At 66.0% G+C, this 17,630-nt stretch carries 18 protein-coding genes; 6 read left to right on the top strand and 12 right to left on the bottom strand.

All coding sequences use genetic code 11. The features are described 5' to 3' along the window. Nucleotides 1-37: 37 nt before the first annotated feature. The 5 genes from NLR35_RS15230 to NLR35_RS15210 all read right to left on the bottom strand — a co-directional run bounded on the left by NLR35_RS15230 (nucleotide 38) and on the right by NLR35_RS15210 (nucleotide 5,711). The gene (locus tag NLR35_RS15230) at nucleotides 38-769 is read right to left on the bottom strand and encodes an OmpW family protein (RefSeq protein WP_257167343.1); all 732 of its coding nucleotides are present in this window, start codon (nucleotides 767-769) and stop codon (nucleotides 38-40) included. A gap of 195 nt (nucleotides 770-964) precedes the next feature. Beyond that, entirely contained in the window at nucleotides 965-1,237 is a 273-nt protein-coding gene (locus NLR35_RS15225; RefSeq protein ID WP_006613149.1) for a hypothetical protein, read from the bottom strand. Between the two features lie 236 nt (nucleotides 1,238-1,473). Further along, a complete protein-coding gene (locus NLR35_RS15220; RefSeq protein ID WP_257167342.1) occupies nucleotides 1,474-3,378 on the bottom strand; it encodes a propionyl-CoA synthetase in 1,905 nt (634 codons plus the stop codon). A 121-nt stretch (nucleotides 3,379-3,499) separates the two neighbouring features. Next, nucleotides 3,500-4,855 carry a tetratricopeptide repeat protein gene (locus tag NLR35_RS15215; RefSeq protein ID WP_257167341.1) on the bottom strand — a complete coding sequence of 452 codons (1,356 nt, stop codon included), beginning with the start codon at nucleotides 4,853-4,855 and terminating at the stop codon, nucleotides 3,500-3,502. A gap of 115 nt (nucleotides 4,856-4,970) precedes the next feature. Next, nucleotides 4,971-5,711, bottom strand: a complete 741-nt coding sequence (locus NLR35_RS15210; RefSeq protein ID WP_257167340.1) for a tetratricopeptide repeat protein — start codon at nucleotides 5,709-5,711, stop codon at nucleotides 4,971-4,973. Between NLR35_RS15210 and NLR35_RS15205 the strand changes: the two genes are divergently transcribed. Together NLR35_RS15205 and NLR35_RS15200 are read left to right on the top strand one after the other, a co-directional pair. After that, the gene (locus NLR35_RS15205; protein ID WP_257167483.1) at nucleotides 5,608-5,922 is read left to right on the top strand and encodes a hypothetical protein; all 315 of its coding nucleotides are present in this window, start codon (nucleotides 5,608-5,610) and stop codon (nucleotides 5,920-5,922) included. The genes NLR35_RS15210 and NLR35_RS15205 overlap by 104 nt on opposite strands. A gap of 109 nt (nucleotides 5,923-6,031) precedes the next feature. Then, nucleotides 6,032-6,802: a hypothetical protein gene (locus NLR35_RS15200; RefSeq protein WP_257167339.1), complete on the top strand. Its 771-nt coding sequence runs from the start codon at nucleotides 6,032-6,034 to the stop codon at nucleotides 6,800-6,802. A gap of 119 nt (nucleotides 6,803-6,921) precedes the next feature. Here NLR35_RS15200 and NLR35_RS15195 read toward each other — a convergent pair whose 3' ends face one another. The 5 genes from NLR35_RS15195 to NLR35_RS15175 all read right to left on the bottom strand — a co-directional run bounded on the left by NLR35_RS15195 (nucleotide 6,922) and on the right by NLR35_RS15175 (nucleotide 12,020). Beyond that, nucleotides 6,922-7,722 (bottom strand): SDR family NAD(P)-dependent oxidoreductase, encoded by an 801-nt coding sequence (locus tag NLR35_RS15195; protein ID WP_257167338.1) that lies wholly within the window; start codon nucleotides 7,720-7,722, stop codon nucleotides 6,922-6,924. A gap of 19 nt (nucleotides 7,723-7,741) precedes the next feature. Beyond that, nucleotides 7,742-8,116, bottom strand: coding sequence for a DUF1850 domain-containing protein (locus tag NLR35_RS15190; protein ID WP_257167337.1), 375 nt, complete (start codon nucleotides 8,114-8,116; stop codon nucleotides 7,742-7,744). Continuing rightward, nucleotides 8,113-10,206, bottom strand: coding sequence for a TRAP transporter permease (locus NLR35_RS15185; RefSeq protein ID WP_257167470.1), 2,094 nt, complete (start codon nucleotides 10,204-10,206; stop codon nucleotides 8,113-8,115). Before NLR35_RS15185 ends, NLR35_RS15190 begins: the two co-directional genes overlap by 4 nt. Nucleotides 10,207-10,357: 151 nt before the next feature. Continuing rightward, on the bottom strand, nucleotides 10,358-11,320 hold the full coding sequence (locus tag NLR35_RS15180) for a TAXI family TRAP transporter solute-binding subunit (RefSeq protein ID WP_257167336.1): 963 nt from the start codon (nucleotides 11,318-11,320) through the stop codon (nucleotides 10,358-10,360). Between the two features lie 220 nt (nucleotides 11,321-11,540). Further along, nucleotides 11,541-12,020 carry a hypothetical protein gene (locus tag NLR35_RS15175; RefSeq protein WP_257167335.1) on the bottom strand — a complete coding sequence of 160 codons (480 nt, stop codon included), beginning with the start codon at nucleotides 12,018-12,020 and terminating at the stop codon, nucleotides 11,541-11,543. A 175-nt stretch (nucleotides 12,021-12,195) separates the two neighbouring features. Between NLR35_RS15175 and NLR35_RS15170 the strand changes: the two genes are divergently transcribed. Beyond that, nucleotides 12,196-12,498, top strand: coding sequence for a hypothetical protein (locus tag NLR35_RS15170; protein ID WP_257167334.1), 303 nt, complete (start codon nucleotides 12,196-12,198; stop codon nucleotides 12,496-12,498). 230 nt (nucleotides 12,499-12,728) lie between these two features. Here the strand turns inward: NLR35_RS15170 and NLR35_RS15165 are convergent, their stop codons facing one another. Together NLR35_RS15165 and NLR35_RS15160 are read right to left on the bottom strand one after the other, a co-directional pair. Continuing rightward, nucleotides 12,729-13,910 carry a hypothetical protein gene (locus tag NLR35_RS15165; RefSeq protein WP_257167469.1) on the bottom strand — a complete coding sequence of 394 codons (1,182 nt, stop codon included), beginning with the start codon at nucleotides 13,908-13,910 and terminating at the stop codon, nucleotides 12,729-12,731. 25 nt (nucleotides 13,911-13,935) lie between these two features. Next, nucleotides 13,936-14,565 (bottom strand): CoA pyrophosphatase, encoded by a 630-nt coding sequence (locus NLR35_RS15160; RefSeq protein WP_257167333.1) that lies wholly within the window; start codon nucleotides 14,563-14,565, stop codon nucleotides 13,936-13,938. A gap of 79 nt (nucleotides 14,566-14,644) precedes the next feature. On the opposite strand from NLR35_RS15160, the gene NLR35_RS15155 reads away from it, so the two are divergent. The 3 genes from NLR35_RS15155 (at nucleotide 14,645) to NLR35_RS15145 (ending at nucleotide 17,571) form a co-directional block, all read left to right on the top strand. Next, nucleotides 14,645-15,067, top strand: a complete 423-nt coding sequence (locus NLR35_RS15155; RefSeq protein WP_257167332.1) for a PaaI family thioesterase — start codon at nucleotides 14,645-14,647, stop codon at nucleotides 15,065-15,067. Nucleotides 15,068-15,245: 178 nt separating this feature from the next. Beyond that, complete coding sequence (locus tag NLR35_RS15150) at nucleotides 15,246-16,256, top strand: aldo/keto reductase (RefSeq protein ID WP_257167331.1); 1,011 nt, start codon at nucleotides 15,246-15,248, stop codon at nucleotides 16,254-16,256. A 1-nt stretch (nucleotide 16,257) separates the two neighbouring features. Further along, on the top strand, nucleotides 16,258-17,571 hold the full coding sequence (locus tag NLR35_RS15145; RefSeq protein ID WP_257167330.1) for a tetratricopeptide repeat protein: 1,314 nt from the start codon (nucleotides 16,258-16,260) through the stop codon (nucleotides 17,569-17,571). The last annotated feature ends 59 nt before the right edge of the window (nucleotides 17,572-17,630 follow it).

Raw genomic sequence — 17,630 nt, 5'->3', positions numbered from 1 at the left:
TCCGGCGCCATCGCAGTCTTGGGAGGAATTTCAAAAATCAGAACTTGTAGGTGATGCCGGCGCCGACCAGCCACGGGTCGATGTTGGCGCGCCCGGTGACCGGAATGGCGCCGTTGACGGTCGCCGAGTAGTTCGGCTGCAGCCACAGCTTCTTGACGTCGACGTTGAAGCCCCAATGCTTGTCGAGCATGTAGTCGAAGCCGAACTGGACCGCGCCGCCCCACTGGTTCGAGATGTGCAGGTTGGTCACCGCGAGACCATTGAACACCTGATTGGATGCGCTCTGGTTGAAGAACACCGTGTAGTTCACGCCCGCGCCGATATAGGGCTTGAAGGCGCCGAAATCAGTGAAGTGATATTGCAGCGTCAGGGTCGGCGGCAGCAGCGTGGCCTTGCCGATATTGAGGCCGTCCAGCGTGCCGGTGCCGCTGATGGAGTGCCGGGTCACACCGAGGATCAGCTCGGCCGCGATGTTCTTGGTGAAGAAATAGCTGATGTCGAGCTCGGGCACGACCTGATTGGAAATCTTCAGGCCGGAATTCGGCGACGACAGCGCCGGCACGCCGGCGACGTTCACGCTCGACCCGCCGGCATCCGGCAGCACGCCGAGCGCACGGACGCGGAGCATCCAGGGATTCCAGGCCTCGACAACCGGCGCCTTGGTGTAGACCGGCGCGGCCTGCAGGTCGGCTGCCTGCGCAGAGCCCATGGCGCCGCAGATTGCCGCCAGCACCAGCAGCGACGACGAGAGTTGGAAGGTTCTATTCATCGGGGTCCCCATAGCCACAGTTGAGCTGCACTTCCGCTCAATTCGCGCGGGCCAAGCCGCGCTCTTGCGGTCACAGATGTGGCAGGGACGCCATGGGGTTGGATTTGATCTCAATCAATCGGCGATGTTGCAGCACCGATGTCGCCAAACTGTTGCATGGGAGACACGCGCCATGCGAGGCGGTTGCAGTCCCGGTCAGGGGCGATCGGGATGGTTCATCATGTATTCGCCGAGATCGCGCTGCCGGCGATCGGCGCGCGCTTCCGCGCGCTGCCGCTGCACGTCGCGGTCCTTGCGGCAGGCAACATAGTCCGACGAGCCCGGCGCGACCTTGCCTCCGGCCTGGCAGACCGCATCGTCGTCATCATTGCCCAGCGCGACCGCCGCGCCCTGGTTTCGGGAGGCGCAGGCTGCGAGCGAGAGCGCGGTCAGCAGCACCAAAGCGAGGCGGGCGGAAGTCTGTCGCATCGAGCGTTCCATTCTCGTCGATCGGGCGGTCTGAGGCCGTTGCTTGACGACAATGAAGGCCGGGGTCAAGCCCAGGAGCGCACCCGTGCTCCTCACCCTGAGGAGCCCGCCAGAGGCGGGCATATCGAAGGGCGAGGCCCGACTGTGGCCTCATGGTTCGAGACGCGCCTTCGGCGCTCCTCACCATGAGGGTTGAGCACGATCGACGCCGCGCGGTGACCCTGAGCAGCGTGACGCTACACCCGGCTCTTCAGCGCCTCGCCGATCTCCTCGAGCACCTTGGGATCCTCGATCGTGGCCGGCATGCTCCATTGCTCGCCGTCGGCGATCTTCTTGATGGTGCCGCGCAGGATCTTGCCGGAGCGCGTCTTCGGCAGGCGGCCGACGGTGATGGCGAGCTTGAACGCGGCGACCGGCCCGAGCTTGTCGCGCACCAGGGCCACGATCTCCTTCTCGATCACCGACGGACTGCGCGCGACGCCGGCCTTGAGCACCAGGAAACCGCAGGGCACCTCGCCCTTGATCGCGTCCTTGATGCCGAGCACGGCGCATTCGGCGACATCCGGATGCGAGGCCAGGATCTCCTCCATGCCGCCGGTCGAGAGCCGATGTCCCGCGACGTTGATGATATCGTCGGTGCGGCCCATCACGAAGACATAGCCGTCCTCGTCCTTGAAGCCGGCGTCGGAGGTCTTGTAGTAGCCGGGGAATTCGCTGAGATAGGATTCCTTGAAGCGGTCTTCCTGCTGCCACAGCGTCGGCAGGCAGCCCGGCGGCATCGGCAGCTTGATCACGATCGAGCCCATCGTGTTCGCAGGCACGGGCTTGGCCGCCTCGTCGACGATGTCGACCTGATAGCCCGGCATCGGCACCGTCGGCGAACCGTGCTTGACCGGCAGCAGGCCGAGGCCGACCGGATTGCCGGCGATGCACCAGCCGGTCTCGGTCTGCCACCAATGGTCGATCACCGGCACCTTCAGCTGCTGCTCGGCCCATTCCACCGTCGGCGGGTCGGCGCGCTCGCCGGCCAGGAACAGCGTGCGGAATTGCGACAGATCGTATTGGCGCAGCAACGTGCCTTCCGGGTCCTCCTTGCGGATGGCGCGGAACGCGGTCGGCGCGGTGAACAGCGCCACCGCCTTGTGATCCGCGATGACGCGCCAGAATGCCCCGGCATCGGGCGTGCCGACCGGCTTGCCCTCATACATCACCGAGGTCGCGCCGTGAATCAGCGGCCCGTAGATGATGTAGCTGTGGCCGACCACCCAGCCGATATCCGAGCCGCACCACCAGACCTCGCCGGGCTTGATGCCGTAGAGATATTCCATCGACCATTTCAGCGCGACCAGATGCCCGCCATTGTCGCGCACCACGCCTTTCGGCTTGCCCGTGGTGCCGGACGTGTAGAGAACATAGAGCGGATCGGTCGCGAGCACTGGCACGCAAGCAGCGAGCTTGCCGTTGGCGAGCGCGGATTTGCGCAGCGCCGCCCAGTCGTAGTCGCGGCCGGGCTTGAGCTCGCAGACATGCTCGGGACGCTGCAGGATGATGCAGGCCTTGGGCCTGTTGTCGGACAGCTCGATCGCCTGGTCGAGCAGCGGCTTGTACTGCACGATGCGGCCGGGCTCGATGCCGCAGCTCGCGGACAGCACCAGCTTCGGGGTCGCATCGTCGATGCGGGTGGCGAGCTCCTTGGCCGCGAAGCCGCCGAACACCACCGAATGCACCGCGCCGATGCGCGCGCAGGCGAGCATCGCGACCATCGCCTCCGGCACCATCGGCATGTAGAGGATGACGCGATCGCCCTTGCCCACGCCGAAATCCTGCATGATCGCGGCGAGCGTCTGCACCTCCCGCAGCATCTCGGCGTAGGTGATCCTGGTGACCGAGTTGGTGAGCGGCGAATCATGGATCAGCGCCAGCTGGTCGCCGCGGCCGGCGGCGACGTGGCGATCGAGCGCATTGTAGCAGGTGTTGACGACGGCGCCGGCAAACCAGCGACCATAGGCGCCCATCGTGGGGTCGAAGACCTTCTTGGCCGGCTCGATCCAGTCGATCGCGCGGGCGGCCTCGGCCCAGAACCCTTCCGGGTCCTGCAGCGACCGGGCATGGACCTCGTGATAGCGGCTCGCAGCGCTCATGACGTTTCCCCAAGATCTGTGTTTATTCCCGACTATTGTCCGGGACAAAGCGACAGTTCAAGCCGTCATGAATTGATCCAGATCAGGTGGACCTGAACCTCCGGCAATTTTCCAGGCCGGATCAATGCGCTGCGTCGCGCAGGGCGTCCAGGCGACGCTGCATGGCTAGACGAAGGTCGTAGCCGGGCTTGCCGAAGCGGGCGTTGCGCTCGGCGATGAAGTCGCGCTGGGTGCCGCGCAGCTCGGCGGCGGAGCGGCCGCGCGACGACTTCAAGAGCCGGGCGTAGCTTTCGGAAATGCCGAGATCGAGCACCGACAGCTGCGGATCGGCACAGATGACCTTCTCCACTTCACGTACGGCGGTCGCGCACGCAAACGACGGGCCGCTGTGTTCCGTCGGCGCGTTCAAGGGCCGCGGCGGCTCGGCGCCGAACTTCCTGATCTCCGCTATCATGACGCGGCGGCCGCTCGCGGCATTGTCGTTGCCCGGATCGAGCCGCAGCGCGGCCTCGTAGTCCGCCAGCGCCTTGGCGCGCTCGCCCATCTTGCGGAACAGCACGGCCCGGTTGTTGTAGGTCAGCGCGAAATTCGGATCGAGGCGCAAGGCGGCATCGTAATCGTTGAGGGCCGAGCCGAGCTCGCCCTTGAACTGATAGGAATCGCCGCGGTTGGTCAGGAAGTTCGGCTTCGGCTGCAGCTTGATCGCCTGGTCGTAATCGGCGATCGCCTTGTCGTACTCCTTCATCGCGGCGTAGGTCAGGCCACGATTGTCGTAATATTCCGGCACTTTCGGATCGCGGCGGATCGCCTCGTCATCGTCGGCCAGCGCCTTGTCCATCTGGCCGAGCTTCTTATAGGCGGCGGCGCGGTTGGTGAAGGTGCGCGGACGATCGGGGTCGAGGCGGATGGCCTCGTTGTAGTCCTGCACCGCCTTCTCGTTGTCGCCGCGCAGATAGAACGCGACGCCGCGATCGGCATAGGCCTGCGCGTACTCGGGCTTCAGGCGGATGGCCTGGTCGTAGTCGGCGAGCGCGCGATCGAGCCGGCGCTGTTCGGTGTAGACGACGCCGCGCAGCTCATAGGCTTCGGCGTCATTGGGATCGAGCGAGATCGCCATGCTCAGATCGGCCGTCGCCTTGCCGGCATCGCCGCCGGCCTCGCGCATGAGATCACCGCGCAGCCGATAGGCGCGCGCATTCTTGCCGTCGAGCGCGATGGCGCGATCGAGATCCTTGAGCGCCTGGCTCATGCCGCCCGTCGTGCGCGCCTGGGCATCGGCGCGGATGACGAGCGCAGCGGACTGATCCCTCGGCGCGCTCGCCGCCTGCTCGATCGCGACGTTGCACGCGGTGATCAGTTCGGATGGAGATGCTTTGCTGCCTGGCGTGCATTCCGCCGCGACCGCTGGAAAAGCTCGCAGGCAGAGGACGAATCCAGCAGCCAGTGACAGCGCGCGGTAAGACTTGCGGGGCGACATGGCTCGAATAAAACAAGGCATCGGCGTTGGCTCGGCTTGGGTCATCGACCGGGAGCGGTCGGCTTCCCCGTTGTCGTCACCGGCCCGAGCCGGGTTCAAGCCGCCAATCCGATGGTTAATAGCCGTCCGAGCCGTTCAGCCGCCGCAGCCGGTCCTGCATCGCCTTCTTGAGATCGTAGCCGGGCTGGCCAAATCCGGCGTTGCGCCGGGAAACGAACACGTCCTGCTCGCGCTGCAGCGCGCGGGCCGCGGCCGGCCCCGGTGCCTCACGAATCACGCGGGCATGCGAGCCGTCGATCTCACGGTCGAGATTGGCAAGCTCCGGATCGGCACAGATCGCCTTCTCGACCGCGCGCCGCGCCGTCGCGCAATTGAAGCTGGGCCGCCCGGCGACCGCCATCTGCGCGCCGAGACGCTCGAGCTCGACGGCGAGGTCATGATAGTTGCTGCGGGCGCTGGCGTGATCCGGATTGAGCCGCAGCGCCGCGGCGAAATCGGCCAGCGCTTTCGGCCGGTCGCCCTTCTTCCGATACAGCTCGCCGCGCGCATTGAAGATGCTGGCGAGCGTCGGATCGAGCTGCAGCGCGACGCCATAGTCGGCGATGGCGCGATCGGCCTCGCCCCTGACGATGTAGATCGAGGCGCGCGCGATCAGCGCATTGATGCGGTCGCTCTTCGGAACCTTGGCATTGTCGATCAGCGCGCCGCATTCGGTCAGCACCTTGTCGCCATCACGCGCCTCGGATGCGGCGATGCAGGCGGTCGCATCCACCACCGGCTCCTTGGCCGGCTCGGCTGCGCCGATGGCATGGGCCGCCGTCGCGAACAATAACCACGAGGTGACGAGCGCGGCCAACCGGCGCGCGTTCCCGCGGCGAACAATTCTGGTCCGTGATGAAATGGATGTCAGCAATGCGGCTGTTTCTCGAGGCGTGGGCAAGCCGGACACCGGCGGCAGAGCGATGTCCTTCGCCAAAACTATACAGCCGCTGCACCGCGAAGGAAGTCCCTCCCGCGAGGCTGACGCCTGGGCGCCGCCGCGCCGAATCGCGCTCGCAGACAACTGACATCCACGTGATCGCCCGGCGCGCTCCGCTCGCGCTCTCGTCGATGCGGCGAGACTGCCGCGTCTGCCCGGGAATTGAACCTGAAGCACCGGCGGCAGACACAACCTCCATGACGATCCTGACAGAGCATTCGCGCGCACGCGGCGTCATCGCGTCCCCTGCGCGCACATTTTATTTCCATATGGCCCTGGCCTGCATGGCCGTTGCCTTCCTCGGCTTTGCGCCGACCTACTGGCTGCCGCTGGCCCGCGGTTCGTTCTCCGGCGCGCCCGTGGTTCATTTCCATGGCTTCCTGTTCTTCACCTGGACGCTGTATTTCGTGCTCCAAAGCTGGCTTGCCGCCTCGGGGCGGACGTCATGGCACCGATCACTCGGCATCTTCGGCGTGTCGCTCGCCACCGCCATGACGATCTTCGGCTTTCTCGTGGCGGTCGAGGCGATGAAGCGGTCCGCCGCCATGGGCCAGACCGACGCGGGCATTGCCTTTGCGATCGTTCCGCTCGGCGGCATCGCCTTCTTCGCCGCGGTGTTCACGCTCGCGATCATGCAGGCGCGGCACCCGGAAACGCACAAGCGGCTGATGCTGCTGGCCGGCATCTCGCTGCTCGACGCCGCTGTTGCCCGCTGGTTCCTGACGTTCCTGGCGCCACCCGGCCCGCTCGGTCCGCCGCCGGTGTTCGTCACCATCCCGCCGGCCTTCGTCGCCTATCTGCTGCTCGTCGTCGCCATCATCTACGACCGCCGCACCTTCGGACGAGTCCATCCGGTCTATCTCTATGGCGGGATTGCGCTGATGGCAGTGAAGCTTTTGAACTGGCCGATCAGCATGACGCCGGCGTGGCATGCGATCGGCGGCAGCATCCTGGCGATGGCGCAGTAACCGCCCACCGGCCTCTTCGTCATTGCGAGGAGCCGAAGGCGACGAAGCAATCCAGGGGCCGCTCAAGGGCTCTGGATTGCGTCGCTTCGCTCGCAATGACGGAGGAGACTTCCGGCGCGTCAACTCCGGCAGGTCAATCCGCCATCCACCACCAGCGTGATGCCGGTGACGTATTTCGCTTCATCAGAGGCGAGGAACAGAGCGGCGTTGGCGACATCGAAGGCGTCGCCCATGTGCCCCATCGGCACCTGCGCATCGCGCTTCTTCCACATCTCATCGACGTCGCCCTTGGCGTAGCTTGCAGCTAAGCCGGCGGAATGCTCGACCATCGGCGTCTTCATCAGGCCGGGCAGGATCGCGTTGACGCGCACATGCTTGGGCGCGAACTCGACGGCGGTCGTACGCGTCATCTGGTTCATCGCCGCCTTGCTGGCGCCGTAGCTGACATAGGAGATGCCGACCTGGCGGATCGACGCCACCGACGAGATGTTGATGATGGAGCCGCCGCCCTGCCCGATCATCACGGGAATGACGTGCTTCATCGCGAGATAGGCGCTCTTGAGGTTGACCGCGAACACGCGGTCCCATTCGGCTTCCTCGACATCGACGACGCTGCCCATCTCGGCGATGCCGACATTGTTGTCGAGCACGTCGATGCGGCCATAGGCAGCGACGCAGGCCTTGACCATCGCCTCGACCTCGGCGGCCTTCGAGACATCGGCGGTATAGGCCTCAGCCAGACCGCCTTCACCGTTGATGATCGCGGCCGTCTCCGCCGCCGCTTCCTTGTTGCGGTCGACGCAGAACACTTTGGCACCCTGCCGCGCGAACGTCACCGCGGTCGCCTTGCCGTTCCCCCAGCCCGGCCCGATCGAGCCTGCGCCCACCACCAGCGCGACCTTGCCCTCGAGACGTCCCATCGCGTTCTCCCGTTGTTTGTTATTCGTTGCAGGCGCTCATCGTGATCGTCGCAGTGCCGATGTCATGGCCGAAGATCTCCGACATCGTCCGGCATTGCCCATCGTTGCAGATCCGCCATTCCCCGGCCGCGCCGGAATTGGCGAGCACGATCCGCGATAGCGGCCCGCGATCGATAGACCATTGGTACCAGCCATCGACCAGCCGCGCCTCGGGCGGCGGCTCCATGCCGGCGCCGGAGCCCTTGACCCGCGCCTGCACCAGTTGCAGGCCGTCGGCCGCGACGCGCCAGTCCTCCTGCCATCCGGTCTTCTCCACCGAATGGGTCCAGGCCAGAGTGAAGCCGGCCAGCGCCAGCGCCTTCACCACACCGGATGACGCCAGGCAGAGGCTCAAGCGGACGCCGCCACAGTCGCCGACGGCCGCTGCCGCCACTGCCACGCCACGATCACGACGGCCAGCACGAAGCCCAGCACATCACTGTACGGGAACTCGCCGAGCAGGCAGACCGATGCGCCAAACGCCACCAGGCGCTCGACCACCGTCATGCGCGTGTACAGGAAGCCGATCGCGACCATGCCGAACAGGCCGATCGAGACCAGGGCCTTGGCGAACGCGTACGCCACCGCCCCGTAGAAGCCGATCTGCGCCTCCATCGGATCGCCGGCCTGCAGCATCAGGGCCGGCGAATAGACGAACAGGAACGGAATGACGTAGCCGGCGAGCGCGATGCGCATCGCTTCCCAGCCGATCTTGTCGGGGTTCTCCTTGGCGATCGGCGCTGCGGCAAGCGCGGCCAGCGCCACGGGCGGCGAGAGGTCGGCCATGATGCCGTAGTAGAACGCGAACATGTGGCTCGCGATCAGCGGCACGCCCAGCTTGGCCAGCGCAGGCGCGGCAAGCGCCGCGGTGATGATGTAGGTCGGGATGGTCGGAATGCCCGTGCCGAGCAGGATCGACAGCAGCATGGTCATGATCAGCGCCGCGAACAGGCTGGTCTTGCCGAGCCCGATCACCCAGCTGCCGAAGATCGATCCGACGCCGGTCTGGGTCATCATGCCGATGATGACGCCGACGATGGCGCAGGCCATGCCGACGGTCAGCGCCGACTTGGCGCTTTCGGCGAGCGAGTCGCGGCACGCGTGCAGGGTCGCCATGCCGCCGCGCACGAAGCCGGTGATGACGACCAGCGCCACCACGACGGAGGCGACGGGCACGATCTGCAGGCCGTCGCGCGAGAGCGCACCGACCACCAGGGCCAGCCCGATCCAGAACACGTAGCGCGGCACCTGGTTGGAGAAGCCCATCGTGATCGAGGTGCCCAGGATCAGCGCCACCGTCAGCGCCAAGCCCATCGATCCCGCATAGAGCGGCGTGAAGCCCTCGAACAGCATGTAGACCAGCGCGGCCAGCGGCAGCACGAGGTACCAGCGCGCCACCAGCGCCTTCCAGGCGCTCGGGATCTCCGACGGCTTCATGCCGGTGAGGCCGTGCTTGCCGGCCTCCAGATGCACCATCCAGAAGGCGGAGACGAAGTAGAGGATGGCCGGAATGACGGCAGCCTTGACGATCACCGAGTAGTCGACACCGAGCGTCTCGGCCATGATGAAAGCGACGGCGCCCATCACCGGCGGCATGATCTGGCCGCCCATCGACGCCGTGGCCTCGACGCCGGCCGCGAAGGCGCGGCGATAGCCGAACTTGATCATCAGCGGAATCGTGAACTGGCCGACGGTCACGACGTTGGCGACGCCCGAGCCGGAGATCGTGCCCATCATGCCCGAGGCGAACACCGCGACCTTGGCCGGGCCGCCGCGGGTGCGGCCGAACAGGCCGAGCGAGACGTCGGTGAACAGCTGGATCATGCCGGCATGTTCGAGGAACGAGCCGAACAGGATGAACAGGAAGATGTAGGTCGCGGAGACGTAGATCGGCACGCCGTAGAAGCCTTCGGTGCCGAACGACAGATGCGTGATCACCTGATCGAAGTCGTAACCGCGATGGTTGAGCGGGGACGGCAGGTACTGGCCGAAGAACCAGTACAGCAGACAGGCGCCGCACATCAGCGGCAGCGCAAGGCCCATCAGGCGGCGCGTGCCCTCGAAGATCAGCACGGCGAGCAATGTTCCGACCACGAGATCGGCGCGCGTGGGATCGCCGTCCCGCGCGATCAGATCGGCATAGAAGATCCACTGGTAGAGGCCGCACAGGAACCCCATCGCACCGATCGCCCAGCCGGCGATGCGCCCGGCGTCGGTCTTGGCGGTGAAGTTGCCGATCAGGCCGAAGGTCAGCAGCAGCAGGAAGCCGACATGGACGCCGCGCACCACCTGGCTCGGCAGATAATTGAAGGCGGCGACATAGAGCTGGAACAGCGCAAACGCGAGGCCGATGCCGTAGGCGAGATAGCCCCAGCGGCCGGGGCCGAAACCTTCGGGAAAGCCGTGCTCGAAATTGTCGAACTCGACCTTGACCGGCGTCTCCATGTTCACGGCTTCGATCGTCATGATGTCCCCAACGCGTCCCGAAGTCGGCGCGCCCAACGCGTCCCGCTTAACGACAAGACTGCGCGGGAGGTGTCCCGCGCAGTCGGATGCAAACCATCCGGCCCGCAGAGCGGTCCGGCGAGCGGCGCCCCTACTTCAGGATGCCCTTTTCCTTGTAGTAGCGGATCGCGCCCGGATGCAGCGGCACCGGGCTGTCCTGGGCTGCCGTCTCCAGCTTGATCTCCTTGCCGGCGGCATGCGCATTGGCGAGCTCCGGCAGCGATTCGAAGATCAGCTTGGTCATCTGGTAGGCGAGATCATCCGAGACCGCTGAGCTGGTGACGAGGTAGTTGATCACGGCCGCGGTCGGCACGTCCTTGTCCTGGCCGGTATAGGTATTGGCCGGGATGGTCGCGGCCACGAACGGCGCGCCGATCTTGTCGACGACCTCCTTCGGCACCGACACCACGGTGATCGGCGACGAGGTCGACAGGTCCTTCAGCGAAGCGACGCCGAGGCCGGCCGACTGCAAGGTTGCGCCGAGCTGCCGGTTCTTCATCAGGTCGACCGACTCCGCGAACGGCAGATACTCCACCTTGCCGAGATCCTTGTAGCTCATGCCGGCTGCGGCGAGGATCGCGCGCGAGTTCAGCTCCGTACCCGACTTGGGCGCACCGACCGACAGGCTCTTGCCCTTCAGGTCGGCCAGCGTCTTGATGCCGGACTCGGCCGTCGCGACGATCTGGATGTAGTTCGGATAGATCGCGCCGATCGTGCGCAGCTTGTCGAGCTTGGTCTTGAAGCCGGCCTCCTCCTCGCCGTTCCAGGCCGATTTCAGGGAGTCGCCGAGCGCGAAGGCGAGCTCGCCGCGGCCCTGCTGCAACAGGATAAGATTCTCGACCGACGCCTTGGTCGCCTGCACCTGGGTCTTCACGTTCGGGATCTTGTCGCCGTAGATCTTCCCGATCGCGACACCGAGCGGATAATAGACGCCCGAGGTGCCGCCGGTGAGCACGTTGATGAAGCTCTGGGCCTGCGCCGAGGGAGCCGCGAGCAGGCTGGCGGCGGCCAGGAACAATCCGGTTGCAGTGCATGAGAATTTAAGGAAACGCATCAGTCCTCCCATTGATTTTGCCGGCAAATTGGACGGATGCAGCCGCGGGGTCAACCCATCCGAAAGACTGGCAGCGGCGCACGGCGCGGCTGTCCGGCAGCTCCGGGGCGGTGAGGCGGAATCCGGCCCCACGCTTCAACCCAGCATTGACCGGGCCGGCCGCTTGAACCGCAGATCCACCGGGGCGTCGCGGCCGCGACGTGTCGTCAGGCCGGGTGGCTCATTGAAACGTCATGTCGACGCATTTGGAGATGTCGGAGCCGAGGCCCGAGGAAATCGTGATGCAGCCGCGCAGCTTCTGCTGGGTGGTGTCGGCCACCCAGATCGAATAGCCGCCATTGCCGAAGAAGGAATTGGTGTTCGCCGGCTCGGTCTCGGTGGCGTCGAACTCGTATTTCGAATCGGTGTCGAACACGCGCGGCTTCTTGGTGCAGCTGCCATCGGTCTGAACGTTGAGGACTTCCTTGTTGTCCCGGGTCAGCGACAGCGACACCTGGCAGCGGAAATACTCCGAGGTCTTCACGTTGAAGAGATAGGCGTAGGACTTGCAGACGGCGGTGTTGAGCTTGCCGGCGGACAGACCGCGGCTGCAGGCAATGCGCTGGTTGTTGGACAGCTTGAAGTCATCGGCCCGGGCAGCGGATGCCAGCGCCATCAGCGACATCGCCGCAACCCAACCGATCTTCGTGACGAGGCTCATCCGAATCATCCCCAAATCGTTTTCTTGGCATTTGTTTCTAAACCACGCTGCAAGATAATCGCGAAATCTGCGAATGGAAATTCCGTCAGGCGCCCGCATCCGCCACCCGCTGACGGCGTTGACCTCGCAATCCCGTTCGTGATTTGTTCAAGCCAATTGGGAAGTGGAGGAGGATATGACGAGCCCGGTTCTGAAAGCCCTGATCACCCTGGGAGCGCTGTGCGCGCTGGCCAGCGCGACCCACGCGGCGCCGCCGGAGCCGTGGGAGCTCAAGCCCGACATGGGCTACGCCTATGGCAAGGACGGCAAGACGCTCGCCTACAAGATGGGCACCAAGAACGCCGACATGCTGCTGAAGGGCGCCAAGAAGGTCCCGAAGGGCACGCTGTTCTTCGTCGGCCAGAACGGCCAGCTCTACATGCGCACCGCGCCCTATCTCGAAGGCGACGGCAGCTTCTCGTTCGGCGCGGACGAGTGAGTGCACTCGTTTGAGCTGCGCGATCGCGCCACATCAACAGTGTCGTCCTGGCGAACGCCGGGACCCATAACCACCGCGTTCGGTTGACGAGCACGCTGGAGCTACGATCTTCGCAACCACGACGTCCTGTGGTTATGGGTCCCGGGTCGGCGCCTTGCCGTCGCGATGCGACGTCAAGGCTTGCCCGGGACGACAGCGGAATTCTTTGGTACCCGCACTGCCCCGGCGCCTCAGAACGCTGCCGCAAGCTCCTTCGCGCCCGGCAGGCTGCTCAGCGAGTCCATACGGGAATCGGTGACCGCGAGCAGCTTTGCCACCGTGTTGTGGCGGACGGCGACCGGATTGCGCTCGTAGCCGCCGCGCTGGAAGAAGTTGGCGGTCGGCACCTGGTCGCGCATCTCCAGCGGCATCGTCACCATGTCGAACCCGGTGCCGTCGCCCGTGAGGTTCATCATCTCGAGCTCGGCGGCCGAGAGCGGCCGGGTGTAGCCCTTGGCGCGCGCGAACAGCACCGAGGTCAGGAGCTTGTGGGTCTGCAGCATCGGGCCGACATCGATGTCGAGCACCATCGCATGCATCGCCCAACCCTGCTGGGTGTTGCCGATCTTCTCATGCGCCGACCATTCGTCGGGGACCGAGCGCGCGATCGCGACCATCTTCTTCAAGACGGCGAGCTTGTGCTCCATCGCTGCCCGCGCCGGACCCGAGGTCTGCGCCACGCGCTCGCCGAGCAAACGGATGAACAGCGGCCCCTGCTCCGCGAGCAGCTCGACCGTGTTGGTCGTGAGCAGCTGATTGTAGCCGATCGCTGTCGAAATCGCGCGATTGCCCTTGAAGCCGGATTGCGAGTCGTGGCGGCCATTGCCGCCGGTCTCGAAGGAATAGACGCGGACCGCCTGCTCGCGGGTGAGGCCGGAGGCCGCGGCGAAGCGCGCATAGGCGCGCTTGAAATCGCTGTCGTTGGTCGGTCGCTGCGGCGACCACTGGAAATGCTCCTGCGCCGCCTTCAGGAGATCGGCGACGACCGGAATGTATTTGCGCTCGCGCGGCTCGCCTTCCGGCTCCGGCTCGGGGTTCACCGGCCGCTTCGGCCCGTTATAGACCGGCGGCTGCTCCAGCACATAGTCGTCGAGCCCGATCGGCTGGCGATCGCGGCGCTTGGCATTGCGGATGCGGCGCTTGTCGGAGATGGCCTTCCAATAGGCGCCCGCCTCCTGGTCGAACTCCGCGCGCGCCTGCTGATACTCGGCCAGCCGGCGCTGATACTCGGCAATTGCAGCCGGCGACACCATTTGCGCCAGCGCCTCGCGCGAGGCTGCGGCCGGAGCGGGTTCCCCGGCGAACGATGGCGGTGCGCTCGCGACAGCGCAGGCGAGAATCAGGGCAAGCTTGCGAATCGGCTGGTGCAGCATGCCGTCCTTGTAGCCGAAACGGTGGTTACTTCCAGGCAAACACCGGCTGTTCCAGCTCGTGGACGCGCGTGTCACGACCAGCCAGGACCTCGCGGAACTGATAGATCAGCGCGGCCGTGGGGGCGTGGATCAGGCCCTCGCGAGCGTGAAAGCGGATCACGCGCCGCGTGCTTTCGGCAATCGCGGTGAAATCGAACGCGTCGTCCGCCGTGATCGCATCCAGCCCGATCCGATGCACCGAGGCGACCTCGTCCGGATTTGGCCGGAGCGTGCGGCCATTGGTCGCCCAGAGAACGACGGGGGTAATCAGATAGCCGGACCGTGTCGGATAGTCGTCGAGCAGGCCGAGCACGGCGTCCGGCGTCAGCGAGAGGCCGAGTTCTTCGGCCAGTTCGCGCAAGGCGGCCTCGACAGGCGTCTCGTCGGCGTCGCAGCGCCCGCCGGGCAACGCCCATTGGCCGCCGTGGCTGCGCAGCCCCGCCGCGCGCAGGGTCAGCAGCAGCGCGGTGGTGCCGGTGTCATCATGCGGAGCCAGCGCAATCGCCACCGCCGCGCGCTTCAGGCACGGCACCGGCGCCGCCGCATCCTGGCGCACGAAGCGCGCGCAGCAGCGCTCGATTTTCCGTCGTGTGGCATCGTCGAACGGCATGGCCATGCAGCTTGACTACACCAGCCGCACGACGGAAGAAACGACCACGTGCCGGGCTGCGGCATCGACCGGAGGAGTGTCCAACATGACGAAATCAGCCGCGGCAAAGATGAAGTCCGAGGGCTGGGAGATCGTCGACACCTCCGGCTTCCTGCATCTGATCGGCCCGCTGTGGCAGCGGGTCGTCGACGATGTCCACGAATACGCGATTCAGACCGAGGACAAGCACCACAACCGCCGCGGCCTGGTTCAGGGCGGCGTGATCATGACGCTCGCCGACCGCAGCTGCGGGATGACCGCCCGCTATGCCGCAGGCAAGGAGCACATGGCCACGATCCAGTTCGACACGCACTTCGTCGAGTCCGGCAAGATCGGCGAGACCCTGGTGTCGCGGCCGCATGTGGTGCGGATCACCCGCAGCCTGGTGTTCATCACCACCGAGGTCACGGCGGCCGACCGCGTGATCGCGATGGCTTCCGGCGTGTTCAAGATCTTGAAGAGCGAATAGGCTTTCTCCGGCGTCATTGCGAGCGCGGCGAAGCCATCGAGAGTCGCACGCGCAGCCCTGGATTGCTTCCGCCTTCGCCCTGCGGGCTTCGGCGGACCCTCGCTACGCTCGCAATGACGCGCTGAGCGAGTTATCGTCCGTCAAAACCATGCTCGCTTATGGCAGGAATGAGGCTTCCATGAACTATCGCCAGCTCGGCCGTTCCGGCCTGAAAGTGTCGCCGATCTGCCTGGGCACGATGATGTTCGGCGGCCCGACCGACGAGCCGACCTCGGGACGCATCATCGCGAAAGCACGCGACGCCGGCATCAAGTTCATCGATACGGCGGATGCCTACAACAAGGGCGCCTCCGAAGAGGTCGTCGGCCGCGCCATCGCGCAAGAGCGCGACCGCTGGATCGTCGCGACCAAGCTCGCCAATCCGATGGGCGACGATCCGAACCGAGCCGGCCTGTCGCGGCGCTGGGTGCTGCAGGCCGCGGAGGAAAGCCTCAAGCGGCTCGGCACCGGCCATATCGACATCTACTATCTGCACAAGGAGGACCACGCGACGCCGCTGGAAGAGACCGTGCGCGCGATCGGTGATCTCCTGCGCGCCGGCAAGATCCGCTATTTCGGCGTCTCCAACTACCGCGCCTGGCGGGTCGCCGAGATCTGCAATCTCTGCGACGGCATGGGCATCGACCGTCCCGTGGTCAGCCAGCCCTATTACAACGCGATGAACCGCATGCCCGAGGTCGAGCATCTCCCGGCCTGCGGCTATTACGGCCTCGGCGTGGTGCCCTACAGCCCGCTGGCCCGCGGCGTGCTCACCGCCAAGTACAGCCCCGATGCGCCGCCCGACAAGGAAACGCGTGCCGGCCGCAACGACACCAGGATGATGCAGACGGAGTGGCGGCCAGAGTCGTTGAAGCTCGCGCAGGAGATCAAGCGCCACGCCGAGACCAAAGGTTTTACGCCCGGACAGTTCGCGGTGGCCTGGGTGCTGAACTCGGCCTTCATCAGCTCGGTCATCGCCGGCCCTCGGACCGAAGCGCAGTGGGACGACTACATTCGCGCGCTGGATTATCCGTTCGCGGCCGACGACGAGGCGCTGATCGACCGCCTCGTGGTCACCGGCCACGCCTCGACCCCCGGCTACAACGACCCGGCCTATCCGATCGAAGGCCGCAGGCCGCGGGTGAGCTGAGATGGAAGAGGATCGCTACGGCCTGCCGCTGTCGACCGCCTCCGCTGATGCGGCAGCCGCCTATCGCGAGGGCATGGATCTCCTGCTGGCGTTCTGGCCCGGAGCCACGGACGCGTTCGAGCGGGCAATCATGCTCGATCCGGATTTCGCGCTGGCGCACGCCGCGCGAGCCCGGATCCATGCAATCTACATGCAACGCGAGGCGGCGTTGCAGACGATCAAGCGGGCGCGCGACCTCGTCGCCAAGCGCGGCACTGAGCGCGAGCAGAGTCATGTCGCGACGCTCGCGCTGGCGATCGAAGGCCGCGGTGCCGAAGCACTCAACGCCACCTTGGCCCATCTCGAGAGCTGGCCGCGCGATGCGATGATCATGGCGTTGCCGCTCGGCGCCTTCGGCCTGCTCGCCTTCTCCGGCCGGCGGGACCACGACATCGCCCGGCGCGACCTCTGCGACCGCTTCGCCGCCGCCTATGGCGAGGACTGGTGGTTCCTGTCGAACCATGGCTGGGCGTTGACTGAGGCCGGCGACGTGACGCAAGGCCGCGCGATCACCGAGCGCAGCTTCGCGCTGCGCCGACACAACGCCTATGCCGTGCACGCGCTGCTGCACGCGATGTTCGAGGAGGGCGCATTTGACGAGGCCGATGCGCTCGTCGAGGGTTGGATCGGCGACTACGACCGCACCGGCATGCTTCACGGTCACATCTGCTGGCACCAAGCGCTCGGCGCGCTGGACCGCGGCGATGCGGCCGGGGCGCTCAAGGTCTACACCGACGTTCTGGTGCTGACGATGGACACCGCGCCGCCGCTCAACACGCTGTCGGACTGCGCCTCGCTGCTGTGGCGGCTGATGGCCGAAGATAACGCCTTGCCCGACGGCGCGTGGGCCGACATTGCCGCCTATGCCAGCCCCCGCTTCACCGGCTCGACGCTTGCTTTCATCGAGATGCACCTGATGATGATCGCGGCCGCCACCAACGACACAGCGGCTCTCAAAGGGCGTCTCACCGCAATCGAGCGGCGACAGCTCGAGGCAAAGCTCCCCGCGGGCCCCATCATGCCGAACATGCTGCGGGCCCTGCGCGCCTTCGCCGAAGACAATTGGCGCGCCTGCGCACGCGAGCTCACACCCGTCATCGGCGACCTCGCCCGCGTCGGCGGCAGCCACGCCCAGCGCGAGGTGATCGAGGACACCTACATCCTCGCGCTGATCCGCAGCGGCGATCTGGCCAAGGCGCGCGCGCTGCTCGACGCCCGCCTGCACCGCCGCCCCTCGGCGCGCGACACGCGGTGGCGGGCGCTGGCTGCCGGATAGTTGGGCTGCATTGAGCGAGCTTCAGCCTCTCGCCGTCATTCCGGGGTAATCGTCAATGC

The sequence above is a fragment of the Bradyrhizobium sp. SRS-191 genome (genome assembly GCF_024586915.1).
Taxonomy (GTDB): Bacteria; Pseudomonadota; Alphaproteobacteria; order Rhizobiales; family Xanthobacteraceae; genus Bradyrhizobium.
The sequence above is the reverse complement of the archived record's forward strand: the minus strand, read 5'-3'. Positions and strand labels throughout refer to the sequence as shown.